The sequence below is a fragment of the Alloacidobacterium dinghuense genome, assembly GCF_014274465.1.
Lineage (GTDB): Bacteria > Acidobacteriota > Terriglobia > Terriglobales > Acidobacteriaceae > Alloacidobacterium > Alloacidobacterium dinghuense.
On the sequence record NZ_CP060394.1, the window covers coordinates 1,214,323 to 1,240,545 of the forward strand.

Below are 26,223 nucleotides of genomic sequence, written 5' to 3' on the forward strand. Positions count from 1 at the left end.
GGAGAAGAAAGAAATGCGTGTTCGTTCGTGTCTGAAGTGCGTTGCCGGTTGTATTCTTTCGATCGCGATATTTTCTGCAAGCACTCTGCATGCGCAGCAGCATTTGCCAGCGCCTGAAGAGCAAAAGCGCATTGACGAAGCAATCGCAAATCACATCGGCGACGTTCCGGATGACGCGGGGCCATTGGCAAAAGATCTGTCTCCCAGGCTGACCCCGAAGGCAATCGAGACAGCCATCCGCAAAGTAGCCGACTGGGAGTTGCAGCGCTCGCAACCCTATTTCGGCAACGAGTGGACGTGGAGCGTGCTTTACACCGGTTTCATGGCTGCATCCAGCGCCACCGGCGACAGCAAGTACAGCGACGCGATGCTTGAAGTAGGAAAGAAATTCAACTGGCAGCTGCGATCCCATCTGCCGAATGCGGACGACCAGAGCATAGGACAAACCTACACCGAACTCTACATGCAGAAGCATGACCCGGAGATGATCGCTGGAACACGCACAGAGCTCAACGATCTGATCGCACACGAAAACGATCCAGCGCCGCGGATTCCATGGTGGTGGTGTGATGCGCTGTTCATGGGACCTCCCGTGTGGGCGCGAATGAACGCTATCACGCAGGAGGGAAAGTATCTCGGCTACATCGATCGCGAATGGTGGAAGACCTCCAACCTGCTCTACGATCCGCAGGAGCATCTTTATTTCCGCGACGCAACCTATCTAAACAAAACAGAGCCGAACGGGAAGAAGATGTTTTGGTCGCGCGGCAATGGGTGGGTTCTTGCTGGTTTCGCGCGGCTCCTGCCGTACTTCCCGAAAAACGATCCTCGTCGTGAAAAGTATGTGCAGCAGTACAGAGAAATGGCAGCGAAGCTTATCACGTTGCAGGGAAGTGACGGGCTGTGGCGATCTGGTCTGCTCGACGCAGACTATTACGTTCTGCCTGAAAATTCAGGCTCTGCGCTGATTGCCTATGGTCTCGCTTTTGGTGTTAACGAGGGTATCCTCGATCGCAAAACTTATACCCCGGTAATCGAAAGAGCATGGGCCGGCCTTCTCTCACACGTCTATGCTGATGGACGCCTGGGTTGCATTCAGCAGGTAGGGGCTGCTCCATCTTTTTACAAACCGACCTCGAGCTTTATCTTTGGGGTAGGTGGCTTTCTGCTAGCCGGTTCCGAGATAGACCGCATGGCCAAATCCCCAAAACATACATAGAGCCATGCGTTATTAACATGCGTTATAGAGCATAACGACAGTTCTTTATACCTTGCGTTATAACCTGATGCTTCTAATGAAGCATCAGACTTTTCCTTCCATTGATGGATTCCAACAGACAATCATCCTTCCATAAACCTGCTTTATCGCCTGCATCGGATTTGCCTGATACCCGAAGTTTATTGTTGAAATGATGAATTTGTTCAAACTAAGTTTGGACATGGAAGTCATCCGACAGACGTTTCACCCCGCCCGCTATCCCAAGGAACACGCTTAGACCTGGCGTTTCACCCGTGTTCTCGCAGAGCTGTAAAGCCGTTTAGAAAACAGATTGCTCTCATCTTTCCTTTGGAGGTCGTTGCTATGTCGTTCCGAAGAGGCCGTTCTCTATCTCGAAACATTGCAGTTCACTTTCTTTTTGCAGCATGCCTTCTCGCTGCGTTGTCGATGCATTCGCAAACATTTCGCGGAGGTATCAACGGAGTAGTAACCGATCAAGCTGGCGCTGTCGTAGCGGGAGCACAGGTTGTTGCTACCGCAGAAGCTACACAAGTTGCCCACACTACCATCACATCAAGTGGCGGCGAGTTTTCGTTTCAGGATCTGCCGCTGGGTTCTTATACTGTCACTGCAACAGCGCCGAGCTTCCAGACCGTCAAGGTTGGTAATGTTGGCGTAACCGCTGGCACCATCTACACATTGCCTATCAAGCTCACGGTTGCATCGCAGGCGACAACGGTGGAAGTGTCAGCAGCGGCTTTGGCTCTAGATACAACCTCAACCACTCAAACAACGGTGCTACAGAGTAAGACCGTGCAGGATATTCCGCTCAACGGACGCGATTTTACTCAGCTGATTGCCTTGACCCCGGGCTTCGCCGGATACGTAGGCGGTGGCTACGGCTCATTGAATGGCACTCGCGCCAACCAGATGAACTGGCAGATTGATGGCATCGACAACAACGATCTGTGGCACAACATCCCCGCAGTCAATCAGGGTGGTGTTTCCGGCATCGCCGGAATCGTGCTTCCGATCGACGCAGTTGAACAATTCTCCGCGCAAACGCAAGCACCACCTGAGTCAGGCAGAAATCCCGGCGGCACTGTCAACTTAAGCTTGCGTTCCGGCTCTAATGCAATTCACGGCACTGCATATTACTTCAACCGCAACGAGGCTCTTGGCGCGAAGAACCCGTTTACTGCGACCAAGCAGGAAGTGCGAAATCAAAACTGGGGCTTCTCCGCAGGCGGGCCATTCATTAAGGACACGCTCTTCTGGTTCACAACGTTTGAAAAGCAGAACTTCACGATCGGCGTTCCAGCGCAGGCTACTGAACCCTCGCTTGCGTATCAAACCGAGGCCGAAGCGGTTCTTGCGAATCACGGGATCGCAGTCAACCCCGTGTCTCTTGCGCTGATCAACGGCAACGGTTCAACCAAGGGACTTTGGCCAACCTATGCTCTCAACGGCCCGGCATCGACGAAGAATTACACCAGCGTCGATCCTGAGTATGGATACAGCTACAACGGGCTCGTCAAGCTCGATTACACAATCAACGATCGCAACAGCCTTTCTGCGCACTGGTTTGCTGGCCAGGGAAATCAGGTGGCGCCCGTCGGATCAGTGCTCAAGCCTTACTATGAGGTGGCTCCGATCCACGTGCAAAACTATGCATTGGTGTACAACCACGTATTCACGCCTACGCTCACGAATCAGGTATTGGCCGGGGTAAATTATTTCAATCAGGTCTTCAGTGATTTCGAGACGGACTTCGATCCCGCAGCCCTCGGCCTTGTGACAGGGTCGCCTTTTCCCGGAGCACCCAACATCAACATTGGCGCAAAAGGCGAGTTCGACCCCACCGGCGAAACGCCGCCTGAGGGCCGCAACGACATCACCGGTCATCTCACCGACGATATCTCCTGGACGATCGGAAAACATCAATTCAAATTCGGTGGCGAATATCGCCAAGCCCAGCTGAACGAGTTCTATCACCGGCATGCTCTCGGCTCGCTCACCTTCGACGGCGCGCAGGGGCCGTGGACATCGGATGATCTCGCGCCCTACGGCGGAGACACCAACCTGCTCCCGCTCGCCGACTTCATGGCAGGATATGTCTCTGCAACAGGCTCATCTATCGCCATCGGAGATCCTGAGCGCCAGGTCTTCGTCAACACCTTCGATATCTTCGCGCAGGACACGTGGCAGATCTCTCCCAAGCTGTCCTTTAATTACGGAATCCGTTACGACTACGAGGGACCACTCCACAATGGCAGCAAAGACCTGTCAGTCTTCCGTCCTGATCTCGGTGGCATCGTTTTCCAGGGCGACCAGATAAGCTCGCTGTATCAACAAAGCTGGACAAACTTCAGCCCGCGCGTCGGCTTCTCCTATCAGGCGCGCAGCAATACGGTCGTTCGCGCTGGCTACGGCTTTTACTTCGACACTCCGAACCTGAATCCGTTCCTCGACAACCGTCCGGGTAACGGTGCGCCGAACGGCGTTGAAGGTAATCCCAGCGGCCCGAGCCCTGTGCTGACCGTGCAACCGAACAACATTGGTTCAGCAAATCCGATTCAGAGCGGTGTTCCCGTATTCCCATCGAGCAGCGCCGCCGATTGTCCGTGCGCTCTGTTCTCGGTTAACAAGGACTTCCGCACGCCTTACAACATGAACTACAACGTGCAGGTGGAGCAGAGCTTCAACAGCAAGGTCGTGGCCCAATTGGGATATGTAGGCAGTCAGGGCCGGCGTCTCTTGAGCTTGCTCGATATCAATCAGGGCTTCGTTGATCCCGGCATTGGAGTAACTCCCGGAACCTATTCAACCTTCATTCAACCCTCCGTGAGCTCGAACCCGCTGGTCGGCACAAACCCGATCAACCAGATTGAAAGCATCGGCACATCCAATTACAACTCGCTTCAGGCAACGTTGAGGACACAAAACTGGCACCGTCTGAGTTCAGCCTTGACGTATACCTGGAGCCACAGCCTCGACGAAGTAACGGCCTATCGCGGGCAGCTTCCGCAAGATAGCCATAACTTCAAAGGCGATTATGGCAACAGTGATTTCGACGTGCACAACACGTTTGTCGGATTCTTCTCTTATGAGATTCCAGGCTCCAGCCATCTCAAGCTTCTCACTTCAGGATGGCAGGCAAACACGCTGCTCACGCTGCATGGCGGCCAGCCGTTCAGCGTCCTCTCATCCAGTGATACAACGGGCACGAATGAAGGCGTTCAGCGTGGAGATGTGGTTGGTAATCCTTATCAAGGCGTCTCTCACAACTCCAGCACAACCCAGTCGTGGCTGAATGCGGCTGCTTTCGTCAATCCCGCGCAATACACGTTCGGCGACTCACGTCGCAATCAATACTATGGCCCTGGATACGGCTCCTGGGATCTGTCGTTCTTCAAGAACACGCCGATCACGGAACGCGTCAATACGCAATTCCGCGTAGAGATGTTTAACCTGACGAACAAATCAAATTTTGCTCCGCCAAGAAACACCGTTGGCTCGCAGTTGGGAACCTTGTATGACACCATCGGCGACTACAACGGCGCTCCCGGCATCGGCGCCGGCGAACCGTTCAACACGCAGCTTGCTTTGAAGATCATCTTCTAGCTCGCCTGGCAACGCCACGTGGCCGCATAATACATGCACCACGTGGCGTTAACATCACCTGCCCGGATCCGGGCAGGCTGTCTCTCGTTTAAGGTCTTGGAGTGAAAACAAACCTATGGGATTGAGTCGACGTGAATTCTTAACGCGGGTAGGCCAGGCCGGAGGCTATGGCGCCGCTTTCATGATGATGCAGTCACTTGGCCTTCTGCCAGCGCCGGGAGCGAATGCAGAGGACGCGCTGAAGCCCGTCCCCGGTAAGGGCACGCGTGTCGTCATTCTTGGAGGAGGCATTGCCGGACTGGTCTCCGCCTATGAACTTGGTAAAGCTGGATATCGATGTACCGTGCTCGAAGCGCGTGATCGCGTCGGCGGACGCAACTGGAGCATCCGCCGTGGCACGCAAGTGCAATTTGCCGACGGCACACAGCAGTCATGCAACTTCGAAGAAGGTCGCTACTTCAACGCAGGACCCGCGCGCCTGCCTTCCATTCATACCACCATGCTCGGTTACTGTCGCGAACTGGGAGTGCCTCTGGAAGTAGAGGTCAATACGTCTCGCGGAACCCTCCTGCAATGCGACAAGATGAACAATGGCAAGCCGGTCGAGCAACGCCAGATGGTCAACGATACGCGCGGCCACGTCGCTGAGCTTCTGGCAAAAAGCATCAACAAGGGAGCGCTCGACGAAGACTTAAGCAGCGAAGACAAGGAGCGCATGCTCGGCTTCCTGCGTGAGTACGGCGACCTTTCCCCGGATTACATCTTCAAAGGCTCGCAACGTTCCGGCTTCAAAGTCTATCCCGGAGCCGGTCCGGCGACACCGGAAGCGAAAGATCCGCTGCCGATGCACGCCCTTCTCAGCGCAGATCTCTGGCAAGGCCTCCTTGCTGAAGACGTGATCGATTGGCAGGCGACGATGTTCCAGCCGATCGGCGGGATGGACCGCATTCCCGCAGCATTTGAGAAAAAGCTCGGCAGCGTTGTCCGCTATGGCGCCGAGGTCAAGCAGATTCGTCAATCTCCAACAGGCGTCACCGTCACCTATCGCGACCGCAAGAGCGGAAAATCGGAAACAGTCGTCGCAGACTACTGCATCTGCGCCATGCCTTTCAGCGTGGTCAAGACCATCGATGCCGATTTCTCCCCGGATGTGAAAGATCTGATCAGCGAGAGCACCTATGACTCCGGTTACAAAGTCGCGTGGGAATCGCGCCGCTTCTGGGAGCAGGAATACAACATCTACGGAGGCCTTTCCTACCTGCGACAAACAGTCGATGTCGTGTGGTATCCAAGCGCACAGTTCTTCTCGCAGAAAGGGATCATCGTCGGTGGCTACTCCATTGAGAACGGCACCGACTTTGGCCGCTTGCCGAACATGCAGGCAAAGCTTGACGCCTCGCGTGCCGCGATTGAGAAGTTGCATCCCGGATGCTCCAAAGAATTGACGAATCCGATCTACGTCAACTGGGGTGAGATTCCGTACAACCTGGGCTCGTGGATCCACGGTTATGGCAGCTCGTATGCCAAGACCTACAAACGCATCATCCTTCCCGACCGTCGCGTGTACTTTGCAGGCGACCACACCAGCCACATTATTGGTTGGCAGGAAGGCGCAGCGTTGTCCGCGCATCGCACCGTCACCCAAATTGGAGTTGCCATGCAACAAGGAGGCACAAGTGGAGCCTGAGTCAAGACTGAAGCCGAATCTGCTTTTCTCGCTGGCAGCTGGCGCGATACTCCTCTTCGCGCCGGCGGCTCACGCCCAGGCCACGCGCATTCCTCTGTCCAATTCCAACTTTCCCATTTCACAGGGAGTGTGGGTAGGCGACTCGCTTTACCTCAGCGGCATGATGGCCTCGACTTTCAGTTCGCCAACGCCTGGCGATACGAAAGACCAGACCGTCAGTGCCATCCAGCAAATCCAGAAAGCGCTGGAGGCACAAAAGCTCACCCTCGGTGACGTCGTTATGATGCACGTCTATCTGGCGGGCGATCCAGCGAAAGGTGGCAAGATGGACTTCGTTGGATTCATGGCCGGGTACACGCAGTTTTTCGGGACCCCCGCTCAGCCGAATAAACCGGCACGCAGCGCCATGCAGGTCGCTGCGCTCGCTGCCCCCACCGGTCTCGTCGAGATCGAAGTAATCGCCGTTCGTCCGAAGTAATCTGTAATCGGACAAAAAGAAAAGCCCCGCGGCTCGGGGCTTTTTCTTTTGCGATACACGTTCAGGAGAGATGGGTGTGCGGCGTGTCGCGCAGCCGTTCCGGTAGTGGCATCGGCTCAAGGCCGGCCGTCGATGAAGCCATGACCTCTTTGTAGGCTGTGCGGAACTTATCCATGTCCGTGTGCGTGCCGACCGTGATGCGCACATACGTCGGCCACGAAGGCCACACACGACCGATGTAAACATTCTTCTGCTGCATCGCCGCCAGCACTTCCTTGCCTTGCCGCCCCGTATCGAGCATGAAGCAGTTGCTCTGCGAAGGCGTGAACTTGTAGTTATTCGCGGTAAGCCATTCAAAGGTATTCTGCCGGATGTCCGCATTGATTTTCTTGCGTTGTGCAATGAGGTCCTTGTCCTGAAGGCTTGTCGTCGCAGCGGCCACAGCCATGATGGGCAGGGAATTCATCCCATAGAATTGCAGCTTCGCCAGGAGATCGGGACGCCCGATCGCAAGGCCGCAGCGCACGCCCGCCATTCCATACAGCTTTGAGAAAGTCCGCAGAACGATAACATCCTTGTCAGCCTTCACAAAATCCAGAGACGGCGTTGCATCAGAGAAGTGGATGTAGGCCTCATCGATCAGTATCACTGAGCCTTTCGGCTTATTGGCAACCGCGTAGGCGATGTCGTCATGACTGGTGATCGTTCCTGTCGGGTTATTCGGATTGCAGATATACAGCACGCCCGCATTCGGATCCGCAGCCACCATCGCCTTCACATCATGCGCATAATCCTTCGTCAGGGGAACCTGCAAAATCTTCGCACCGCTCAGCTTGGCCGCATACATGCCTGCTTCATAACCCGGATCGCCCGTCACATACGGCTTATCCTTCGAGGTAAATGCAAGCACCGTGTAGTGCAGTGGCTCACTCGATCCGGCGTAAGGCATCACATACTCCGGCTTGAGCCCTTCCATATCGCTGAAAGTGGAAACCAGCTTCAGAGTCAGATCGTAGTCGTAGCGGCCGCCTTCAGGAATCAGGCTCGAAATAGACGCGCACGCTCCCGAGCATGGACCGAGTGGGTTTTCATTCGCGTCAATCCGCACCGCATCCGCCGGAATATTCTTCGCCACGCGGCGTCGTTGCGCATGGGCCAAGTGAGCTTCGGTAATGATCGGGATGGAGGCAGCGACGGAAGCAGCGGCAGAGTAGCGAAGAAATGAGCGGCGGGAAAAGCGGGTAAGTGAGTTTCCATCAAGCTCGACAGGACACATAATGATCTCCTGGTTCGTGGATACAGCAACTCTAGTCCCGGCTGGCGTCAGGAACAAGCCCAGAACTGCCGTTTTTGCCCTTATTTACATAGCTTTTCTGCTGCATAAGAATGCCTTATCCGTCAGGCATTGTCGAATTCAAGCCGCAACAAAAGCTTGCCAATGTGCGTGCTCGCCTGCATTCGCCGATGCGCCTCCGCTGCCTCGCCAAGTGGAAACACGCGATCTACAATTGGCCGCAGCTTGCCGGTTTCGATCAAGGGCCAGACGTGGCGTTCGATCTGGTCGCGTAGCTCGGTCTTTTCCGCAACCGATCGGCGGCGGAGCGTGGAGCCGGTGACGACCAGACGCTTCATCATGATCAGGCGAAGGTCAGTCTCGACCTGCGATCCTCCGGTGGTTGCGATGTGGATCAGGCGGCCTTTCTGCGCAAGCAGCTTCAGGTGCTTCGGGAAATAGTCTCCGCCGACCATATCGAGAATCACATCGACGCCGGCTTTTTCCGACCACTCCAGCGCGCCTTCAAACCAGTCCTCGTCGCGATAGTTGAAAGCCCGCTCCGCTCCGAGCGACAGGCAGAAATCGCATTTTTCCTTTGATCCGGCAGTCGTGATCACGCGAGCGCCTAAGGCCGTCGCCATCTGGATCGCCGTGGTGCCGATGCCGCTTGTGCCGCCGTGAACCAGGAATCGCTCACCCGAGCGCAGGTAAGGCAACGCAAAGAGATTCGCCCAGACGGTGAAGACCGCTTCGGGCAGTGCAGCGGCATCCACCAATGAGACGTTCTTTGGAACTGGCAAACAGCTTCCCGCATTGGCAACGCAGTACTCGGCGTAACCGCCGCCGGGAATCAGGGCGCAGACTGGCTCGCCAACTTTCCATCGTGGTTCGGCTTCCGGACCCAGCTGGGCGATGTGACCCGAAACTTCCATTCCGAGAATCGGTGAGGCTCCTGGTGGTGCGGGGTAGTGGCCCTGGCGTTGGAGAAGGTCGGCGCGGTTGATGCCTGCGGCTGCTACCTTGATGAGCACCTCGTCCTGGCCCGGTCTGGGTGCAGGCGCATCGGCGATGGTGAGGACTTCCGGACCGCCGAATTCGGGTATATCTATGACGCGCATGCCATCAGGATATTCGAGCTTAACCCCTCCGGCATTTTCCCTAAATTCCTTGTTTTCAGTTACTTAGATTTTTTTGTTTCGCTGTAAATTATTGATTTCTCAAGGCTTACGGCTAAAATCCTTGTTTTGAGGAATTTAGCCCCAAAGCAGAAAGGCACGGCCCGACGGCCATGCCTTTCTTTTAGTATAGCAAAATCAGCGGTAATTCCCTGCAGGGCTCGTTGGATCGTAAGTCGCTATGGATGAGATTGTTACGAAGGTCGAGGTGGCTCGGACCTCTTGACAAGGGAAAATCCTTTAATCAAATCGCCCTTCGTCAGCCGATGGTCCAAAGATGGCAGGCACAGCTGCGCCATTTAGTCGCAGGTACACGGTCAGCTGTCCGCGATGGTGGGCGAGGTGACTGAAGACAGCATCGCGGATCATGATGTGCCGCGGATTCTCGCTGACCACTTTGCCGCTAACGACAAATTTCCAAGGCGTGAGCAGGTGTTCATCCGTTGTATTCTCCAGCGCCTTCCTTGCCTTCGCCACCGATTCATCCAGAGCTGCCAGCAATTCCTTGTTCGTCTTCAATTCTTTCGGCCTGAATTTTGGGGCATCCTTCGGCGCCATATCCAGCTGGTCCTGGTTCACCATCATGTCGGTCCAACCAAGAATCGTCGCCACTAGAGTTGCCAGGTAGCCCAAAGGCATCGACTTCTCGTGTGGCTTCCAGTCATCGCGGCCCTCGGGTACACGCTCTAATACTCGGCGCGTCGAGGCGGCTTCACGTTCCAGATCAGCGAGGAAGAGTGTCGAATAGAGCATAATTTGGGTTCGCGCCACATTATATGCTTTCAGGAAGACGTTGCAGATTGATCGGACGAATGGGTAGTGGGTCAATTTAAGTCTTCTGCCAGGTTCTAGTTACCGCTGACGCCGCTTAACGGGAACCTTTTAGCGATTGGGATTACTTCCGGATGGCCGACCACACAACCAGAGCCCACTATCTTAGCGATGGGTTGCCGTACCGAAGCTATGTGCGGCGAATCTCCCATGCGTCTGCAGCTCTATGCCTTGGCCCTAGCCAGAGCCATTGTTCAATTGTCTAATCGATAACATATTTTATCGTCTAGTAAAAGACCGGGGCGGTCGTCCGACAGAACGTCCTTTATGTCCGGCTATCTGGTTTACGCTCACCGTGCGACGAACGAACTGACCGAGTCGACGACAGTTCGCCAGATAGTCCTGTGAAGATAGCGGTCCCTCGCCATGCGCGGCCAGTAGTGCAAGCCGTGTCGGCGCAATGCTTGATCTACGCGAGCCTGCCACCAGAAATTGACGTTGAGGCTCGCCTCAAGCGTACGGAACTGATGCCACCAGTAAATGGGAATGTAAATGAAGTCGCCGGGCTCGAGGATCGCACGGAACGGAGTCGCACGATTGAATAGTGGGTAGCGGGAGAGGTCCGGCTTTTCGATCTCGACACGGCTGAAGTTCGACATGTAGTCCCAAGCGCTTCGTGGATAAAGCTCGTCGAGCTGCGTCGAAGGGAACAGAATGATCTCCTTTCGGCCAAGGAGTTGGATGTTGATGTTATCCTCCGTGTCGTAGTGTGTCTTCGTCACGTTTCCGGTCGACCCCATCCAGATGTTCTTGGTGATGAACTTGCGTAGAACGTACCGGATTGGCGGCGACTCTTCGTTTAGCGCACCCCACGTGTGGAGGGGCTGCTGGTGGACGCGACACTTCTCGTCCGCGTTCGCCGGCGCGAATATACTATCGACGACCTTAGCGAACGCAATTTTCGGTTCGACACCGATTTTCAGCCTCTCGGCATAGTCGAGGTAGTCGCCATTCGTGGAAACGCCAATCTCTAGAATACGCGTACCGTACATTGCCTTCAAATACTCGGGCGTCCATTTGTACGAAGGGGGCCAGTCTTTGACGGCGCCACGCACGATGACGGGACGCTCGGGACGCACATAGCGTTCAGCGAACTCTTCGACGCTCGGTGCGAGAGCGACGTCGACAGGTGCAGCGTCCTCAAACATGCGGCGGATATTATCACGGGCGCGACTGACGCGCCACGCCTTTTTTGGCCGCAGTGGCAGTGGGCGGTTGGAAGCCCCTTCTGAAAGGCGGCTCCGCTCCCGTCTTGTTGAGGCACGGAGTCAAGCAGCCAAAGTTGTTAGGGCGTGAACTCATAGACCCGCCATTGGACAGGTTGCCCAATGTCCGCATCGGGCCAATCGCGTCATCTTGGCGCCCCGCCGTCAACGTCCGGTCCACCCCCCGGATAACGCTTGACGTTTACACGCAGGCGACGACGACCAGCAAGCGTGCCGCCCACCCGGAGATCATCCGCAATTACCCGGTGCGCCAGCCGTTGTTGTGGGTGTGAATTTGTTGGTGCCCGGAGGGGGGACTTGAACCCCCACGGCCGGTTAAGGCCTGCGGATTTAAGTTCGGGATCTAATTGTCCATGATCGATCATGGAGTAATGGTTTGTTGAGCTTAAGGGGAAACTTTTTCTACTAAGTCCACGGAAATGCCATGAATTCCATTCTGGTTCCCACCAAAGTCTCCCACCAGCTCTTACTTAAACGGCGGAATGCCAATGAGATTAGGTTCCGCTAGAGTCAGTCTTCGGTTCCGACCATCGCGTGGATGTTCTGGGTGGATCACCGGCAATACGGAAGTAACCCCGAAGGTGCCTCTGAAGTCTGCTTATCGATAACTCACACCGAGATCAAGTTGACCCACTACCGACGCACACGGATGGTTACAAAAGAACTGTATTGTCAGCCCTGTTGCCAGCTGAAGGCTTCTGCATGGCCGACGCTACCCAACTCCGCTGCGATGATCGGAAGGGAGCTGAACGTCCAAGCGGTCCAGCCGAATCATTAGGCGATTTGGGCGGCTCCCACAATAGCGGTGACTCAGGCACCCGTACATAGGTGCGTTTTCCAGTCGGTAACAATCACCATTCTAGAGCCGCAATTCAACGGGTAAGTCGAGTTGCATTTGTCAACGATTCGCTCGAGAGGCGAGGTACGGTAGGATCGGGAAAATGCGCCTCAGGAGGCTGGATGCGGGTTTGGCAACGCTTGTGGAGACGGGCATGGAGGCTGGGTGTCATCGGAGTAACCATCGGACTCTCTGTGAGTTCGGCATCAGCCTTCGCTGAGCCGGCTAAGGCTAAGGTCGATTCAGGAATTACGCGGGCACTCGCGGTGGAGCGGGCCGGGCGCGTATCAGACCTGCATTATGCGCTTCGATTCAAATTGCGGGCACATGCAGAGAGCATGCACGGAGAAGAGGTCCTGCTCTTTACGTTGCGCTCTGGAGCCGGGCAGGCAGACCTGCCTCTCGATTATCGAGACGGGACCATCTCTTCGGCGACTCTAAATGGTGTTGCGCTAGAACCATTGCTGACAAACGGACACCTGATCCTGCCGGCGCAGCTTCTGCATGTAGGCGAAAACAAACTAGGCGTTTCGTTCACTTCCCGGGTTGCGACCGCGGGCGCGGCGATCACTCGCTACGACGATAAGGACGATGGAAGCGAATACCTGTACTCGCTGTTTGTGCCGATGGATGCGAGCATGGCGTTCCCGTGCTTCGATCAGCCAGATATGAAGGCCAGGTTCAGCCTCGCGCTGGATGCGCCATCGGAATGGAAGGTCATCGGCAACACGGCTCCCGAGTCGACGGAACGAAACGGAACAAGCACGGTGACTCGATTCGCGGAGACCAAACCGATCTCGACGTATCTGTTTGCGTTCGCTGCGGGGCCGTGGGTGAATGTGCATCCCATCGCCGGAATGCCGGATGTATATGTCCGGCGGTCGCAACTCAAGCGCGCAGAACCTGAGGCGCCGCAACTCCAGGAGATTACGACACGCGGTATGAAGTGGCTGGCTGATTATTTTCAGCAACCGTTTCCGTTTCCTAAATACGACATCGTGCTGATTCCCGGTTTTCCGTTCGGCGGAATGGAGCATGCAGGCGAGACCTTCTTACGGGAAGACAGTGTGCTGTTCCGTACGGCGCCTACGGAGAGCGATCGCTTTCAGCGAAATATCCTGACGCTACACGAGCTGACTCACCAGTGGTTCGGCGATCTGGTGACCATGCGGTGGTTCGACGACCTCTGGCTGAAGGAGGGTTTTGCGCAGTACATGGCTTATCGGTCGCTCGACTCCTTGGAGCCAAAAGCGCAGGCCTGGAAGCATTTCTATGAGGACATTAAGCCGCAGGCATACGGAATCGACGAGACAGAGGGCACGACGCCGATCTTTCAGAACATTCCGAATCTGAAGGACGCGAAAAGCGCGTACGGCGCGATCGTCTATCAGAAGGCCCCGGCGATCCTGAAGCAGCTTGAGTTTCAACTTGGAGCAGATGCGTTCCGCAATGGGCTGAGGATTTACCTGAAGGAGCACGCCTATGCGAATGCCCAGTGGAGCGATCTGATCGGGGCCTTCCAGACTGCAAGTGGGCAGGATGTGCGCACATGGGCCGACGCCTGGGTTCTACGGCGCGGCATGCCAGAGGTGAATGTGAACTACCGCTGCGATGCGCAGGGCAAGCTTACGGAGCTAAGGCTGACGCAGAAAGATGCGTTGCCCGATGGGTATCTCTGGCCGATCTCGAATGAGGTCTGGCTGGGCTATGGGAAGTCTGGACGTGCTTCGGTGCGGCACCGTGTGAATTGGAGTACGGCGGAGATTGTGGTTCCTGAGGTTGTGGGCGAAGAATGCCCGGACGAAGTGTTTGCGAACTATGGCGACCAGGCCTACGGACGCTTTCTGCTTGATGAGAAGAGCCAGGCCTTTGTACGGCAAACGATTTTGGCGGGCGCGTTACGGACCGAGGATACAGATCCGCTGTTACGGTCCCAACTATGGGGCGCGCTTTGGGATGGAGTGCATGTGGCGCAATCACCGCCGCGCGCATATGTTGAATTGGTGTTGGCCAACTTGCCGCAGGAACAAGACGAGACACTTGCGCGCATCCAAGGCGGACATGCCACGACAGCAGTACAACGCTATATGAGTGCCCAGGCTCGCTCTCCGCTGGCCATGCGCATGGAAGCGATCGTCACACATCGCATGCTGAGTGCGCAGACGACCGGTCTACGTATTGTGAGCTTCAGAACATTGACTGCAGTCACGGAGACAGATGCAGGCCGGGCTACTTTGAAGGGGCTGTTGGCGGGCAAGGTTTCTGTTCCTGGCGTCGAGCTGCGGCCACTTGATCGCTGGAATCTTGTGGAGAAGCTGATCTTGTTGAACGACCCTGAAGCTGCGTCGTTCTTCGCCGCGGAGAGCAAGCGTGATCAAACGGGAGATGGGCAAAAGTATGCCTGGGCGGTACAGGCGGCGGTGCCTGACTCTGCCACGAAGGACCGCTACTTCGCGCAGTACACGTTGGCTCCCACCAGCGCGGAGGCAAAGCCGGAAGACTGGTTGACACAGAGCCTTCGACCTTTCAATGCCTGGAACCAGTCGGATCTGACAGAGCCGTTTCTAGGTCGCGCACTCGATCAGCTTCCAAAGATTAAGCGCGACCGGAAGATCTTCTTCTTAGGAGCGTGGCTCGGCGCGTTTCTGGGCGGGCAGGTTAGCCCTGATGCAGATGCTGTCGTGAGGCACTGGCTTTCCCAGCCGGATATCGATCCAGACCTTCGGCTGAAGGTGCTGGAGAATGCAGACGAACTCGAACGCACTGTGCGCATACGGCAGAGATTTCCTGAATGACGGCTGCCTTCTTATTGCCTGACAAATCAACCCTGGCATATATGACATCCTGTGTCATAATTGCCGCGACGCCTTTATAAACTTTTTCGAGCCTTCCAAGAGACCAATTTCCATGAGAGCCGATCGCCTGATGTCTGCACTGCTGTTGCTGCAAGCGCGTGGGCAGATGACCGGCCGTGAACTGGCCGCGAGGCTCGAAGTCTCCGAGCGCACCGTTCATCGCGACATGGAAGCGCTCAGCGCCGCCGGTGTCCCGGTCTTTGCCATGCGAGGGTCGCATGGTGGCTGGCAGCTCGATGAGGGCTGGCGCACGCAGGCGCCCGGCCTGGACCAAACCGAGCTCCGTTCACAACTCATGGCCCAGCCGCGCACGCCGGGAGACAAGCGTCTTGCCGCAGCCGCTGACCGTGCCATCGGCAAAGTGATGGCTGCGCTACCAGAGCCGCTGCGCGAGAAAGCATCTTCGATCCGCGACCGGCTTTTTATTGACACGACCGGATGGCGCGGCACAACCGAGAATCTCTCCATGCTCGCCATCGTGCAGGATGCCGTTGCGCAGGATCGCAAGTTGAGCTTCTGGTATTGGCGTGCTGGCCGCGAGCGTGTGGAGCGCACTGTGGATCCTCTCGGACTCGTTGCCAAGGGCAGCACCTGGTATCTGTTTGCGGGCACCGATCATGGCTATCGCACGTATCGTATCTCGCGTATGGAAGACGCGAAGCTGCTCGATGCTCTGAGCGTGCGTCCGCCGAATTTTGACCTGGAAGCTGCGTGGAAGATTTCGGCTGAGGAATTTCGTGATGAGGTGAATCGCGAGATGGAGGCCGCGCGACGCGCCTACGAGGCTCGCCTGGAAGCAGAGCGCAGAGCGGTGCAGGAAATGGAAATCGCACGTCAGGTGCAGGCACGGCTGTTTCCGCAGCAGCTGCCTGAGAGCCTGTCGCTGGACTACGCCGGCATCTGCATTCAGGCGCGCAAGGTTGGCGGCGATTATTACGACTTTCTCGATCTCGGCTCGCAGCGCCTCGGACTGGTCATCGGTGATATTGCTGGGAAGGGAATCGCAGGCGCTCTATTGATGGCGAACCTCCAGGCAAATCTCCGCGGCCAGCTTGCCATGGTTGTCGATCAACCGCAGCGTCTTCTGCATTCTGTGAATCAGCTCTTCTTCAAGAACACTGCCGAACATGCGTATGCAACGCTCATCTTCGCCGAATATGACGACAAGGCGCAGATGCTGCGCTACGCAAACTGCGGACATCTTCCCGCTCTCCTGCTGCGCTGCAGCGGCGAGATGGAACGGCTGCACTCCACCTGCACCGTCGTTGGCCTTTTTGATGACTGGGAGTGCAAGTCGAGCGAAGCGTGCCTTTTGCCTGGAGACACATTGGCTCTGTATACCGATGGCGTAACCGAGGCATGCAACGATCAGGGTGAAGAGTTCGGAGAGGAGCGACTGGCGGATGCGTTACGCAGATATCGAAATCACTCTGCCAGCGGATTGCTGCAGTCCGTAGTGAATGAAGTTCAGAGCTTCAGCCCTCAGGAGCAGCAGGATGACATTACGCTGATCGTCGCGCGGTGCCGGGAGACGGATCAGCGAATGCTGTTCGATCGTCCTGTGTAAGCAAAAAAAATCCCGGCGAATCGCAATTCGCCGGGAATCAGATTGAATTGCTGGGCTTAATAAGAGTGCGGATAACCGCGCATCAGGTGCTCGACGCCGGTTTGGTATCCGCGGCGGAATCCGTCGCGATAGGCTTCCCGGTCGTGATGGGGAACAGGCGGATGGCGGAATTCTTCGCGGTTTTCAACACTGGGCTGACGGTGATTTTCGTAATCCTTGCGCGCGCCTTCAACGCCATCGTGAAAGCCCTGCGCATGCACGCCCTGCACTTCTGCTGGCGGAGCAGCCCATACCTCGTGGCCGTAATCGGGAGGCGGCGGACCCTGTTGCGGGTATTGCGCGTTTGCTGCGGGAACGCTCAAGAGCACAGCCGTTGCGAATGCTGCTAACGATAGACCTGGGATAATTTTCTTCATACGTGGGTTCTCCGTTTCGTTCTGCGGAATGGATGAATTCTCCATTCACTTTGTCGGACCCTTTCTACGATGAAGAGTTTCGCGAGCGTGTTGCACGCTGTATTTGTTCGTAGCGGGGCAACCGTTCGAGGACTTCGCTGTTATTTGTGATACGGATTCGGCCCATTGGCGTTCGCTGTCTTCTATGTTTTGCGGAAGGATTCGTCGGATGGGCGGCAGGCGGTTAGGAGGGTGGTGCTCAGAAGGAGGAGGGTTGCGAGGGTACTTTTGGCACGTGGACGCATGGAGTTTCATCATACTGTTCCATTGCACATGCGACAGAAAAGACTTAGGTTAACTTTGGAGAACATCACGAGACAAATATCCGAAAATGCACAAATTATGTTGCAGGCGAACAAAAGGAGAACTATACTTTCTCTAGGGGATTCAATTTAAGGAGCTGACATGAGTTTTGAGTCTTCCATCGAATGGACTGATTCAACTTGGAATCCAGTTCGGGGCTGCACGAAGATTAGTCCGGGTTGCAAACACTGCTATGCATGCACTTTTGCCGAACGCTTCCAAGGTGTCAAAGGACATCCCTATGAAGAGGGTTTTAAGCTACGACTCGTCCCTGAAAAACTCGCAGAACCTCTGAAATGGGGAAGTTCACGTATGGTCTTTGTGAACTCCATGAGTGACCTTTTCCATAAAGATGTTCCTGATGCATACATACAACGAGTGGTAGAAGTGATGGCTACCGCAAATTGGCACACTTTTCAGTTGCTAACCAAACGTGCTGAGCGTATGCGCGATCTGCTTGCGGGCCCACTTAAAAAATTCGCGGACTTGCCGCACATATGGTGGGGCGTGAGTGTCGAAAACAAGAAGCATGGTTTACCAAGGCTTCAGGCATTACGAAAGGCTACTGCTTCTATGCGGTTTCTTTCAATTGAACCGCTTTTAGAAGATCTTGGGAGTTTTGATTTACAAGGAATTAGTTGGGTAATCGTCGGCGGAGAAAGCGGCCCGGGAGCCCGTCCGCTACTTGCAGATTGGGTACGAAACATACAAGAGCAATGCAAGAATCAACAAGTGGCATTCTTTTTTAAACAGTGGGGTGGCCGTAATAAAAAGAAGGCTGGGCGACTTCTTGACGGTAGAACTTTTGATGAATTTCCAAGAGTAGTGAAGAATAAACCACCACATTCGATGGTAAGGCATGAACACATCCAAAATTTGGAGGCGCGTAGTCTTGTCAGTATTCAGTTATGAAAGAAAATGCGTATGATGAAGATCGATTACAAACGCAGGTAAAGCATAAGTTATTAGATAGATATCTTTCTGCTGCTGTCCCAATAATTGGAAGTTGGGCGGCGGAAATTTGTTATGTTGACTGTCTTGCGGGACCATGGAATGAGACCTCTAGCGATCTCTCTGATACCTCCTTCTCTGTTGCGCTGAATGTATTGCGAAAAACTCGCAATACCCTGCTGCAGCGCGGTAAATCACCATCAATGCGCTGTATTTTCAACGAATGGGAGGACGTCCCTTTTGAAAAGCTTTCAGCATTTTGTCGAACAGTCGCCGATATTGAGGTCGATCCGCGCAATTGGGACTTTGAAAGGCACGTCAAAGATGTAGTTAAGTTGGCGACAAATAGAACCAAGTCATTTCCGTTTTTTTTCATTGATCCAACGGGATGGGAGTTAGCATCTGTACCTCTCATTAAGCCGATATTGCAGATAAGCCCCGGAGAAGTGCTCATTAACCTTATGACATCCTGGATTAGGAGGTTTCTGTCGGATGAGAAAAAAGACTTTGTACGATTGCTCGGCGAAGACGCAAAACGAATAGCTCAGCTTAGCGGTGATGAGCAAGAAGAAGAGCTTGTCAGATGTTACTCGGAAGCAGTTAGAAAGGCAGGTAATTTTCCCTACGTTTGTACAATGCCCATTCTGAAATCGAAGCAAGAGTCATTCCATTTCCACATGGTCTATGCGACCCGCCATCCCACAGGCGTAAAGGAGTTTAAGAAGGCCGAAGGCGATGTTGTTCCATTCATGCATGAGGTCCGTGCCGAAGCTCGACATCAAAGAGAATTTCAGGCAACTGGGCAATATTCATTTTTGGAGCCGCTCGATACTTATTCCGATAGGCGATATGCAAGGTATCATCGCAGAAACTTGGAACAAGCCTCACAAGCGGCGTTGGAACTACTTAGTTCTAGCGAAGTAGTTCAGTTTGACGATCTATGGGCGAAATGGATGCAGTTTGCTTGTGTCAAGGATGATGAGTTGCAATCATGGATGCGTGATAGGGAAAAACGAGGGTTGTTGAAAATTGATAACTTATCGGGACGAGCCAAAAAGCTATCCTTTGGTAATGGAATTACTCTAACCTCGGCAGGTGCGCCCATTTCCCATGATTAAAGTTATCTGTGTGGGTGACTTGTATTAGCGAGATTCCGTAGAAATGCAGATCCTTCGACTTCGCACCTACGGTGCTTCGCTCAGGATGACAACTCTTATTAGCTGATGCGCAGATAGAACTGCGATTAGACGATCCAGCCACCGCCTACTACTTCATCGCCGTCGTAGAAGACTGCCGACTGGCCGGGGGTGACGGCGCGCTGCGGCTCATCGAAGGTCGCGAGGACTTCGTCGTTGCTCGACATTTCGATAGTGGCCCAGGCGGGGTCGTGGCGATGGCGGATCTTGGCCTTGACGCGCATCGGTGCGCCGAGCGCGGGGATGGAGATCCAGTTCAGGTCGCGGGCGCGTAGTGTCTGGATCGTCGTCTCCGACTCGCTGCCTACCTTCACCTGATTGGTCGCGTTGTCGATCTGGATGACGTAGAGCGGCGTAGGCGAGGAGAGGCCGAGTCCCTTGCGCTGTCCTACGGTGAAGTTGTGGATGCCGTGGTGATGGCCGATGACCTCTCCCGTTGTAGACACGAGTTCGCCGGAGGAGTCCGGCATGGGCTCGCCCTGCTCGTCGAGGTAGGCGTCGATGAAGCGCTTGTAGTCGCCGCCGGGGATGAAGCAGATCTCCTGCGAGTCGGGCTTCGTAGCGAGGGCGAGAGCGTGCTGCTTCGCGATCTCGCGGACCTCGGGCTTGGTGTAGGTGCCGAGGGGGAAGAGCGTGCGCGAGAGCTGATCCTGAGTTAGACCAAACAGAAAGTAGGTCTGATCCTTGGAGGTGTCTGCGGGGCGCTTCAGGATCCAGCGGTTGCGCTCCGGGTCGTACTCGTTGCGCGCATAGTGGCCGGTGGCGATGCGGTCGGCGCCGATCTGGCGGGCGCGGATGAGCAGCTGGTCGAACTTGAGATAGTTGTTGCAGAGCGAGCAGGGAATCGGCGTGCGTCCGGCGAGGTACTCGCGGACGAAGGGGCGGACGACCTGGTCTTCGAATCGCTCCTGCTCGTTGAGCAGGTAATAGGGGATGCCAAGCGTCTCAGCGACACGGCGCGCGTCATATACATCGTCGATGGAGCAGCAGCGGCCCTGTACCTCCTCGGGCATGCCCTCCTTGCCGGCGAGGCGGCGCTGATTCCAGAGCTGCAGCGTGAGGCCGACGAGCTCGTAGCCCTCGTCCTTGAGCATGGCGGCGACGGTCGAGGAGTCGACTCCGCCGGACATGGCTACAGCTACCGTGTTGTTGAAGGTCTCGGACATGAGAGTGCGCTGCTTCTAGTATCTCATTTATTGGATGAGAACAACCCAGGTTAACTTCGTGAACCTGGGGCACCCGGCGTGAGCAAGGGGACTATAATTCGCTCGATGCTTTACTTGTTGACAATCAATCTCATACCGAGCGCGTTGGTAGGCTTGGCCTGGTTCTGCCATCACAGGCGTCCCGGAGCCCTTTCTAAGGGCAGGCAGGTGCTTTTTTACAGCGGACTTGTCGGGGGCACTTGCGGCGCCATACTACTCGTCATTTTCGTGATTGTTAGTGTGATGGATCCGTCGAGTGTCGGTCATGTGAATGTATCGGGAGGAAAGGTATTGATACTAGGATTTTTGATGGCGCTTGTAAGCTTTCCGCTTACGCTGGCTGGGCAAAAGGTACAACGTCTGCTTGCCGCAGCTAGCAGTCTGTCGCTCTTCATTCTTTTGTATATGGCCGGATTGGCATCAAGCATCTGAGGTCCGAGTTTTGGGTGCTACGCATCTCGATCCTGAAACAACGGGATCATCGCAACCCACATCTCAAAAGCCCCCCGACCCGGAAACGTACACTCTAGAGCGCTATTGTTTGTAGACCAATCGGGGACCACTAATCTGTTTCACCTTGAGGTCGATGGTTACCTCGACACGATCGGCGATCTTGATAAAGGGAATGCCGCTATTCATCCCGTAATCCTTACGGTCAAACGCCATCGTTCCGTTGATCGTGCCTGCGCCTGTTCCCTTGCCGGAAACTTCCAGTACAAGGGTCTCCGATCGAGAGACACCACGGATCGAAAAATCGCCAGTCACGTCAAAGGTGGTTGGGCCGGTCTGGGTGACCTTGGTTGACTTAAAAGTGATCAATGGACTCTGCTCGACATCAAAAAAGTCCTTGCTCTTTAACTTATTGTTCTTCATGCCGCTGCCGGTATCCACGCTGGCCGCCTGTATCTTGATGTCCAAGACTCCCGACGTTACATCGCTTGATGGGAATGTCAGAGTGGCGTCCCATTTATCGAAATTACCGCTTATCGGGACCGACGCCTTCACACCGAATTTGATCGTGCTTGTGACCGGCGTAACCTCGAAGACCGGAGCTTGCGCTCGGCATAACGAAGGCAACATGGCAGTAATGACGAGACCGAGGATCGCTATTCGCATACGAAAGTTTGGCCGTTTGGGACCTCTGAGTCAACTGGCAAGCTGCACCAGACTCGAATCAAGCAACGAACACCAAAGGGGCTTTAGCTCCGGACCTTCTAGTGAGCACCGGTCATCGCCTGCCGCAACTGCTGCTCAGCTGCCGGAGGCCAATACTTGCAATCGAGTTGCAGGAAGAGGGAAGTGTAGGGGATGGCCATGTTGGTTTTGAGGACGAGGATGTGGAAGGTCTGTCCGGCGTCATTGATTTGCTTGATGAGGGTTTCGTGCGGGAGTGATTTGACGGGGCGGTCTTTGAGGATTTCTTTCAGGTGCTGGCGGTAGACGCTTGCTCCGGGCGCGACCTCGTCGGTGACGTAGGGCAGTTCGGCGTCGAGGTAGACGTTGGGCGTGACGTGGATGGAGTGGTCGAGGGTGTCGAGCACGACGCGCGCGACGTGGGGAAGATCATCGTTGGTTTCGATGGTTTCGACTCCCGGCGAAACCTGGAGCGGGTAGGCGGAGTCGACGATCATGATCCAGTTGCGGTGGCCGAGGAGCGGGAGTTCCTGATTGAGTTTGATGCGCCAGTCTGTTTCTGCGTTTGGGGCTTGGGCGCGTGATGCTTGCGCGGCGAAGATGAGGGCGAGCGAGAATGCTAGGATGATTTTTTTCATGGCAGGATGAGCGCTTCCATTCCGCCATTCAATATAAGCATCTGGACCCACATCTCAAAGGATTTGGTTAATCCGACCTCTCTAAATGGGTTCATCCGGGCGCATCATTTTCTGAAGAAATTTGCCAAATGCAATCTCAAGGGCAGGCGCGTCTAGGTTGGAAATCATCTCATGCCGAATGAAGGCATCCTTTCCGTCCGATGTTCTAAGAACTTCAAAATCGACGTGTCCAGATGTCCACGCGGTGATACGTCCCATTGCTTGCTCTGAGTCGAAGTCGCCGAAGGCGGCAGGTATATGCATGTGACGTTCTTGCACGCCCGCTAGTGTTACACCTCGACTTTCTAGCCCAGACGCCTTCGATCGCAGCCACATCACTATACCTTGAACCGTCAGTGGATACTCTTCCATTTCGCCATACTATAGAGAGATCAACCAACCGTGCTATACTAAAGCCACGCTCAGTGATTTGGTTGTGAGCCGTTCTCGCCCTCCAAAGCAAGACCGCCTGGCACGTAATTTCCCAAGCCCCTACAGCGTAGCCGCTCCGTGATGGAGTGGGTCCATGTTCGCGATTGCGCGGCATGTGAGAGGCAGCGTCCGGCAGAACCTCGTGTCGAGAGGTAACTTCGATCTCGACCATTGGATTTGATTCACTCGGGTTTTCCATACGCAAAATATTCATTCCGGCAGTGGGCGTGTGCCTGCTCTCGGATTTCAAGGTTTCACAGACCGTATGGGTTGGAGACAGTGCTTTCCCACCCTGACTGCGTCAGGATGGGGCACCCATTTTTCGTGCGGATACAGAGGAAAGCAGATTCTTTCCCTTTGCTGTGCTCAGGATGGCAAGTCCTGGCGAAGTGGTCAGTGTGAAACAAATGATAAGGACACAATGAACCAATTTTCAGATTTCAATTTGTCGCCTGCGCTTAAGACGCGCCTGGCGGCTGCTAATTTTGTTACGCCTACGCCTGTGCAGGCGGGGGCGATTCCTCCGGCTTTGGAGGGGAAAGACGTACTGGCGACAGCGCAGACGGGCACGGGCAAGACGCTCAGCTTTCTGATTCCGATCATCGAGCGGTTGCCGCAGTCCGCGAACAAGAACTCAAAGGCGCTGATTCTGCTGCCCACGCGTGAGCTTGCGATGCAGGTCGAGCAGGCGTTCCGCAAGATCTCTGCTGGATCGAATCTTCAGGTTGCGCTGGTTTGTGGCGGCATGAACGAAGGGCCGCAACTGCAGTCGATTCGCAAGGGAGCGCGGCTGATTGTGGCGACTCCGGGTCGTCTCGAAGACTACCTTAAGCGCAAGCTGGTCAGGCTCGATCAGGTAGAGATGCTGGTGCTGGATGAAGTGGACCGCATGCTGGATATGGGCTTTCAGCCCGCGATCCGGCGCATTTCCGATGCGATTCCGGCGAAGCGTCAGACGCTGTGCTATTCGGCGACGCTCGATGCGCAGATTAAGAATGTTGTGCGCGACTACCTGAAAGATCCGGTTCGGATCGAGATCGGATCGGTGCTCAAGCCTTCGGAGAATGTCGAACTGCAGAGCTTTGAAGTGGAGCAGGAAAAGAAGCTCGAACTGCTGGAGCACCTGCTGCAGTCGGAGAAGGGCAGCTTCCTCGTCTTTGTGCGCACCAAGCATGGCGCGGATCGCGTGGCGAAGAAGCTCTGCCGGTCGGGTTGGGGCGCGACGCAGATTCACGGCGACCGTTCGCAATCGCAGCGGAACGCGGCTCTGCGCAGCTTCGCAGAAGGCAAGCATCGGGTACTGGTTGCGACGGACGTGGCTGCTCGCGGCATTGACGTCTCACATGTGGCTCACGTTGTGAACTACGACATTCCCAAGGTGGCGGAAGACTTCGTCCATCGCGTCGGGCGTACGGGGCGGGCTTCGAGTCATGGCGTGGCTTCGACCTTCGCCGCTCCCAACGAAAGAAGGGACTTGCGCAGGATCGAAAAGACGCTTTCGATTCAAATGAAGCGGTTTCGGGTGAAGGGGATGGCTCCTTCGATGGGCTCGAGGCAGGCTGTTCAAGCCTAGAGGCTATGGCTTGGAAAGGGCGTCCTTCGGGACGCTCTTTTTAGTTTCATATCGATTTTCGATTCGGCTCGGACTCACGCCGCATTTGGAAAAAAGACCAAAGTTAGCTTCGCGAACCCTTCGGTTTTCACTCAGGGCAGGCTCTGGGGCACCCGGCTTTCCCATCCTGTCGCAAACTGCCCGACACGATGCGAGCACCCTTTTCCTGCCTGAGGTAGCGAAAGCAGATTCTTCGCTGCGCTCAGAATGACAAAACGCTATAGGTTTCAGCCCAAAGTCCCTGCATTCACGGGAGCAAGCTCACGTAGGCGGCTGGCGGCGGCGGGGATGACTTCGAGCGCGAAGTCGATGTCCTCGTCGGTGGTAAGTTTCGTCAGGCTGAAGCGCAGGCTGGCGCGTGCTCTCGCTGGACTAAGCGCCATAGCAGAGAGGACATGAGACGGTTCAGCAGCGCCTGAAGCGCAGGCTGATCCGCCGGAGGTGCAGAGTCCCTTGAGATCGAGGGCGATGACGAGGGCTTCGCCTTCGAGGTTGTCGAAGTAGATGTTGGAGGTATTCGGCACGCGGGCTACGCTGCTGCTGTTGACGCCGGTGTCTTCAACCTTCGCGAGAATGCCCTGCTCAAAGCGGTTGCGCAGCGCGGCGACTCTCTCGACGGTTCCGTCGGAGAGTGCGGTGCGGGCGATTTCAGCGGCTTTGCCCAAGCCGACAATGCCAGGAAGGTTTTCTGTTCCGGCGCGGCGCTGCCGCTCGTGCGTTCCGCCAAAGAACAGCGGTTCAAGCTGCGTTCCGCGGCGGACGTAGAGAATCCCGGTCCCTTGCGGCGCGTGCATCTTGTGGCCGGAGATGCTGAGCAGGTCGCAGCGCAGCGATTGCACGTCGATGGGCAGCTTGCCTGCGGCCTGCACAGCATCGGTATGGAAGTAGATGTCGGCTTCGGCGGCGATGCGGCCGATTTCGCTCACCGGCTGGATGGCCCCGGTTTCGTTGTTGGCCATCATGATGCTGATGAGCTTGGTATTTGCTTGAATCGCCTTACGCAAATCCTTCGTATCGACAACGCCATCGCTTGAAACCGGCAGAAACGTCACTTCAATGCCGCGATCGCGCAGCTTTTCCGCAGCGTGCAGGACGGCGTGGTGCTCGATCGATGTGGTGATGAGATGATCACCGGGCTGGACGAGGCCGAAGAGGGCGAGGTTGTCGCTTTCCGTTCCGCCTGAGGTGAAGACGATTTCGGCGGCGCGGCAGTTGATGAGGGCGGCGACGGATTCGCGTGCCTGCTCAACTGCGGCGCGGGCCTGCTGACCCTGCTGGTGAATCGAAGACGCATTGCCGAAGTGCTCGATGAAGTACGGGCGCATGGCTTCGAGCACCTCGGGGACTAGAGGTGTTGTCGCATTGGCATCCATGTATACCCGTCTCATTTTTCGTGTTTTCTCCTAAGTACCTATTTTACGACCTTTGGAATCTGACACGCAGATGAAACGCTCCGCTGCAATTTCTGGTCGGCTTGACGAC

Annotated in this window: 19 protein-coding genes; 9 read left to right on the forward strand and 10 right to left on the reverse strand. The window is 55.5% G+C overall.

What is annotated here, in order from left to right:
• The first annotated feature begins 13 nt into the window (after positions 1 to 13).
• From H7849_RS04885 to H7849_RS04900, 4 genes are all read left to right on the forward strand, one after another.
• Positions 14 to 1,219: a glycoside hydrolase family 88/105 protein gene (locus H7849_RS04885; RefSeq protein ID WP_186744622.1), complete on the forward strand. Its 1,206-nt coding sequence runs from the start codon at positions 14 to 16 to the stop codon at positions 1,217 to 1,219.
• Between the two features lie 363 nt (positions 1,220 to 1,582).
• Positions 1,583 to 4,843, forward strand: a complete 3,261-nt coding sequence (locus tag H7849_RS04890; protein ID WP_186744624.1) for a TonB-dependent receptor — start codon at positions 1,583 to 1,585, stop codon at positions 4,841 to 4,843.
• Between the two features lie 115 nt (positions 4,844 to 4,958).
• Positions 4,959 to 6,530 (forward strand): flavin monoamine oxidase family protein, encoded by a 1,572-nt coding sequence (locus tag H7849_RS04895; protein ID WP_186744625.1) that lies wholly within the window; start codon positions 4,959 to 4,961, stop codon positions 6,528 to 6,530.
• On the forward strand, positions 6,520 to 7,008 hold the full coding sequence (locus H7849_RS04900) for a RidA family protein (RefSeq protein WP_251106617.1): 489 nt from the start codon (positions 6,520 to 6,522) through the stop codon (positions 7,006 to 7,008). The genes H7849_RS04895 and H7849_RS04900 overlap by 11 nt, the downstream gene beginning before the upstream one ends.
• 61 nt (positions 7,009 to 7,069) lie before the next feature.
• Here the strand turns inward: H7849_RS04900 and H7849_RS04905 are convergent, their stop codons facing one another.
• The 4 genes from H7849_RS04905 to H7849_RS04920 form a co-directional block, all read right to left on the reverse strand.
• Entirely contained in the window at positions 7,070 to 8,284 is a 1,215-nt protein-coding gene (locus H7849_RS04905) for a pyridoxal phosphate-dependent aminotransferase (protein ID WP_186744627.1), read from the reverse strand.
• 122 nt (positions 8,285 to 8,406) lie between these two features.
• A complete protein-coding gene (locus tag H7849_RS04910; RefSeq protein WP_186744629.1) occupies positions 8,407 to 9,402 on the reverse strand; it encodes an NAD(P)H-quinone oxidoreductase in 996 nt (331 codons plus the stop codon).
• A gap of 297 nt (positions 9,403 to 9,699) precedes the next feature.
• Complete coding sequence (locus tag H7849_RS04915) at positions 9,700 to 10,230, reverse strand: DinB family protein (RefSeq protein ID WP_251106618.1); 531 nt, start codon at positions 10,228 to 10,230, stop codon at positions 9,700 to 9,702.
• A gap of 350 nt (positions 10,231 to 10,580) precedes the next feature.
• Positions 10,581 to 11,438, reverse strand: coding sequence for a cupin-like domain-containing protein (locus H7849_RS04920; protein WP_186744631.1), 858 nt, complete (start codon positions 11,436 to 11,438; stop codon positions 10,581 to 10,583).
• A 1,038-nt stretch (positions 11,439 to 12,476) separates the two neighbouring features.
• On the opposite strand from H7849_RS04920, the gene H7849_RS04925 reads away from it, so the two are divergent.
• Positions 12,477 to 15,149, forward strand: a complete 2,673-nt coding sequence (locus tag H7849_RS04925; protein ID WP_186744633.1) for a M1 family metallopeptidase — start codon at positions 12,477 to 12,479, stop codon at positions 15,147 to 15,149.
• A gap of 112 nt (positions 15,150 to 15,261) precedes the next feature.
• Complete coding sequence (locus H7849_RS04930; protein ID WP_186744635.1) at positions 15,262 to 16,776, forward strand: SpoIIE family protein phosphatase; 1,515 nt, start codon at positions 15,262 to 15,264, stop codon at positions 16,774 to 16,776.
• Between the two features lie 56 nt (positions 16,777 to 16,832).
• Here the strand turns inward: H7849_RS04930 and H7849_RS04935 are convergent, their stop codons facing one another.
• Positions 16,833 to 17,192 (reverse strand): hypothetical protein, encoded by a 360-nt coding sequence (locus H7849_RS04935; RefSeq protein ID WP_186744637.1) that lies wholly within the window; start codon positions 17,190 to 17,192, stop codon positions 16,833 to 16,835.
• A gap of 444 nt (positions 17,193 to 17,636) precedes the next feature.
• Here H7849_RS04935 and H7849_RS04940 point away from each other — a divergent pair, with 444 nt between their 5' ends.
• Together H7849_RS04940 and tcmP are read left to right on the forward strand one after the other, a co-directional pair.
• Entirely contained in the window at positions 17,637 to 18,446 is an 810-nt protein-coding gene (locus H7849_RS04940; protein WP_186744639.1) for a DUF5131 family protein, read from the forward strand.
• Positions 18,443 to 19,603: a three-Cys-motif partner protein TcmP gene (tcmP, locus tag H7849_RS04945; protein ID WP_186744641.1), complete on the forward strand. Its 1,161-nt coding sequence runs from the start codon at positions 18,443 to 18,445 to the stop codon at positions 19,601 to 19,603. Before H7849_RS04940 ends, tcmP begins: the two co-directional genes overlap by 4 nt.
• A 125-nt stretch (positions 19,604 to 19,728) precedes the next feature.
• Here the strand turns inward: tcmP and mnmA are convergent, their stop codons facing one another.
• From mnmA to H7849_RS04965, 4 genes are all read right to left on the reverse strand, one after another.
• A complete protein-coding gene (gene mnmA, locus H7849_RS04950; RefSeq protein ID WP_186744643.1) occupies positions 19,729 to 20,847 on the reverse strand; it encodes a tRNA 2-thiouridine(34) synthase MnmA in 1,119 nt (372 codons plus the stop codon).
• Between the two features lie 573 nt (positions 20,848 to 21,420).
• The gene (locus H7849_RS04955) at positions 21,421 to 22,002 is read right to left on the reverse strand and encodes a YceI family protein (protein WP_186744645.1); all 582 of its coding nucleotides are present in this window, start codon (positions 22,000 to 22,002) and stop codon (positions 21,421 to 21,423) included.
• Positions 22,003 to 22,100: 98 nt separating this feature from the next.
• Entirely contained in the window at positions 22,101 to 22,658 is a 558-nt protein-coding gene (locus H7849_RS04960) for an RbsD/FucU domain-containing protein (protein WP_186744647.1), read from the reverse strand.
• Between the two features lie 81 nt (positions 22,659 to 22,739).
• The gene (locus tag H7849_RS04965) at positions 22,740 to 23,069 is read right to left on the reverse strand and encodes an immunity protein TriTu family protein (RefSeq protein ID WP_186744649.1); all 330 of its coding nucleotides are present in this window, start codon (positions 23,067 to 23,069) and stop codon (positions 22,740 to 22,742) included.
• A 481-nt stretch (positions 23,070 to 23,550) separates the two neighbouring features.
• On the opposite strand from H7849_RS04965, the gene H7849_RS04970 reads away from it, so the two are divergent.
• Complete coding sequence (locus H7849_RS04970; RefSeq protein WP_186744651.1) at positions 23,551 to 24,702, forward strand: DEAD/DEAH box helicase; 1,152 nt, start codon at positions 23,551 to 23,553, stop codon at positions 24,700 to 24,702.
• A 266-nt stretch (positions 24,703 to 24,968) separates the two neighbouring features.
• Here H7849_RS04970 and H7849_RS04975 read toward each other — a convergent pair whose 3' ends face one another.
• Complete coding sequence (locus tag H7849_RS04975) at positions 24,969 to 26,129, reverse strand: cysteine desulfurase family protein (protein WP_186744653.1); 1,161 nt, start codon at positions 26,127 to 26,129, stop codon at positions 24,969 to 24,971.
• Between the last annotated feature and the right edge of the window lie 94 nt (positions 26,130 to 26,223).

Excerpts from the sequence above, each read along its gene's own strand:
- tcmP (WP_186744641.1), top strand. The coding sequence starts at position 18,443 with ATGAAAGAAAATGCGTATGATGAAGATCGATTACAAACGCAGGTAAAG.
- H7849_RS04940 (WP_186744639.1), top strand. The coding sequence starts at position 17,637 with ATGAGTTTTGAGTCTTCCATCGAATGGACTGATTCAACTTGGAATCCA.
- H7849_RS04960 (WP_186744647.1), bottom strand. The coding sequence starts at position 22,658 with ATGAAAAAAATCATCCTAGCATTCTCGCTCGCCCTCATCTTCGCCGCG.
- H7849_RS04885 (WP_186744622.1), top strand. The coding sequence starts at position 14 with ATGCGTGTTCGTTCGTGTCTGAAGTGCGTTGCCGGTTGTATTCTTTCG.
- H7849_RS04920 (WP_186744631.1), bottom strand. The coding sequence starts at position 11,438 with ATGTTTGAGGACGCTGCACCTGTCGACGTCGCTCTCGCACCGAGCGTC.
- H7849_RS04910 (WP_186744629.1), bottom strand. The coding sequence starts at position 9,402 with ATGCGCGTCATAGATATACCCGAATTCGGCGGTCCGGAAGTCCTCACC.
- H7849_RS04935 (WP_186744637.1), bottom strand. The coding sequence starts at position 17,192 with ATGAAGAAAATTATCCCAGGTCTATCGTTAGCAGCATTCGCAACGGCT.
- H7849_RS04925 (WP_186744633.1), top strand. The coding sequence starts at position 12,477 with ATGCGGGTTTGGCAACGCTTGTGGAGACGGGCATGGAGGCTGGGTGTC.
- H7849_RS04895 (WP_186744625.1), top strand. The coding sequence starts at position 4,959 with ATGGGATTGAGTCGACGTGAATTCTTAACGCGGGTAGGCCAGGCCGGA.
- H7849_RS04890 (WP_186744624.1), top strand. The coding sequence starts at position 1,583 with ATGTCGTTCCGAAGAGGCCGTTCTCTATCTCGAAACATTGCAGTTCAC.
- mnmA (WP_186744643.1), bottom strand. The coding sequence starts at position 20,847 with ATGTCCGAGACCTTCAACAACACGGTAGCTGTAGCCATGTCCGGCGGA.
- H7849_RS04975 (WP_186744653.1), bottom strand. The coding sequence starts at position 26,129 with ATGAGACGGGTATACATGGATGCCAATGCGACAACACCTCTAGTCCCC.
- H7849_RS04965 (WP_186744649.1), bottom strand. The coding sequence starts at position 23,069 with ATGGAAGAGTATCCACTGACGGTTCAAGGTATAGTGATGTGGCTGCGA.
- H7849_RS04905 (WP_186744627.1), bottom strand. The coding sequence starts at position 8,284 with ATGTGTCCTGTCGAGCTTGATGGAAACTCACTTACCCGCTTTTCCCGC.
- H7849_RS04955 (WP_186744645.1), bottom strand. The coding sequence starts at position 22,002 with ATGCGAATAGCGATCCTCGGTCTCGTCATTACTGCCATGTTGCCTTCG.
- H7849_RS04930 (WP_186744635.1), top strand. The coding sequence starts at position 15,262 with ATGAGAGCCGATCGCCTGATGTCTGCACTGCTGTTGCTGCAAGCGCGT.
- H7849_RS04970 (WP_186744651.1), top strand. The coding sequence starts at position 23,551 with ATGAACCAATTTTCAGATTTCAATTTGTCGCCTGCGCTTAAGACGCGC.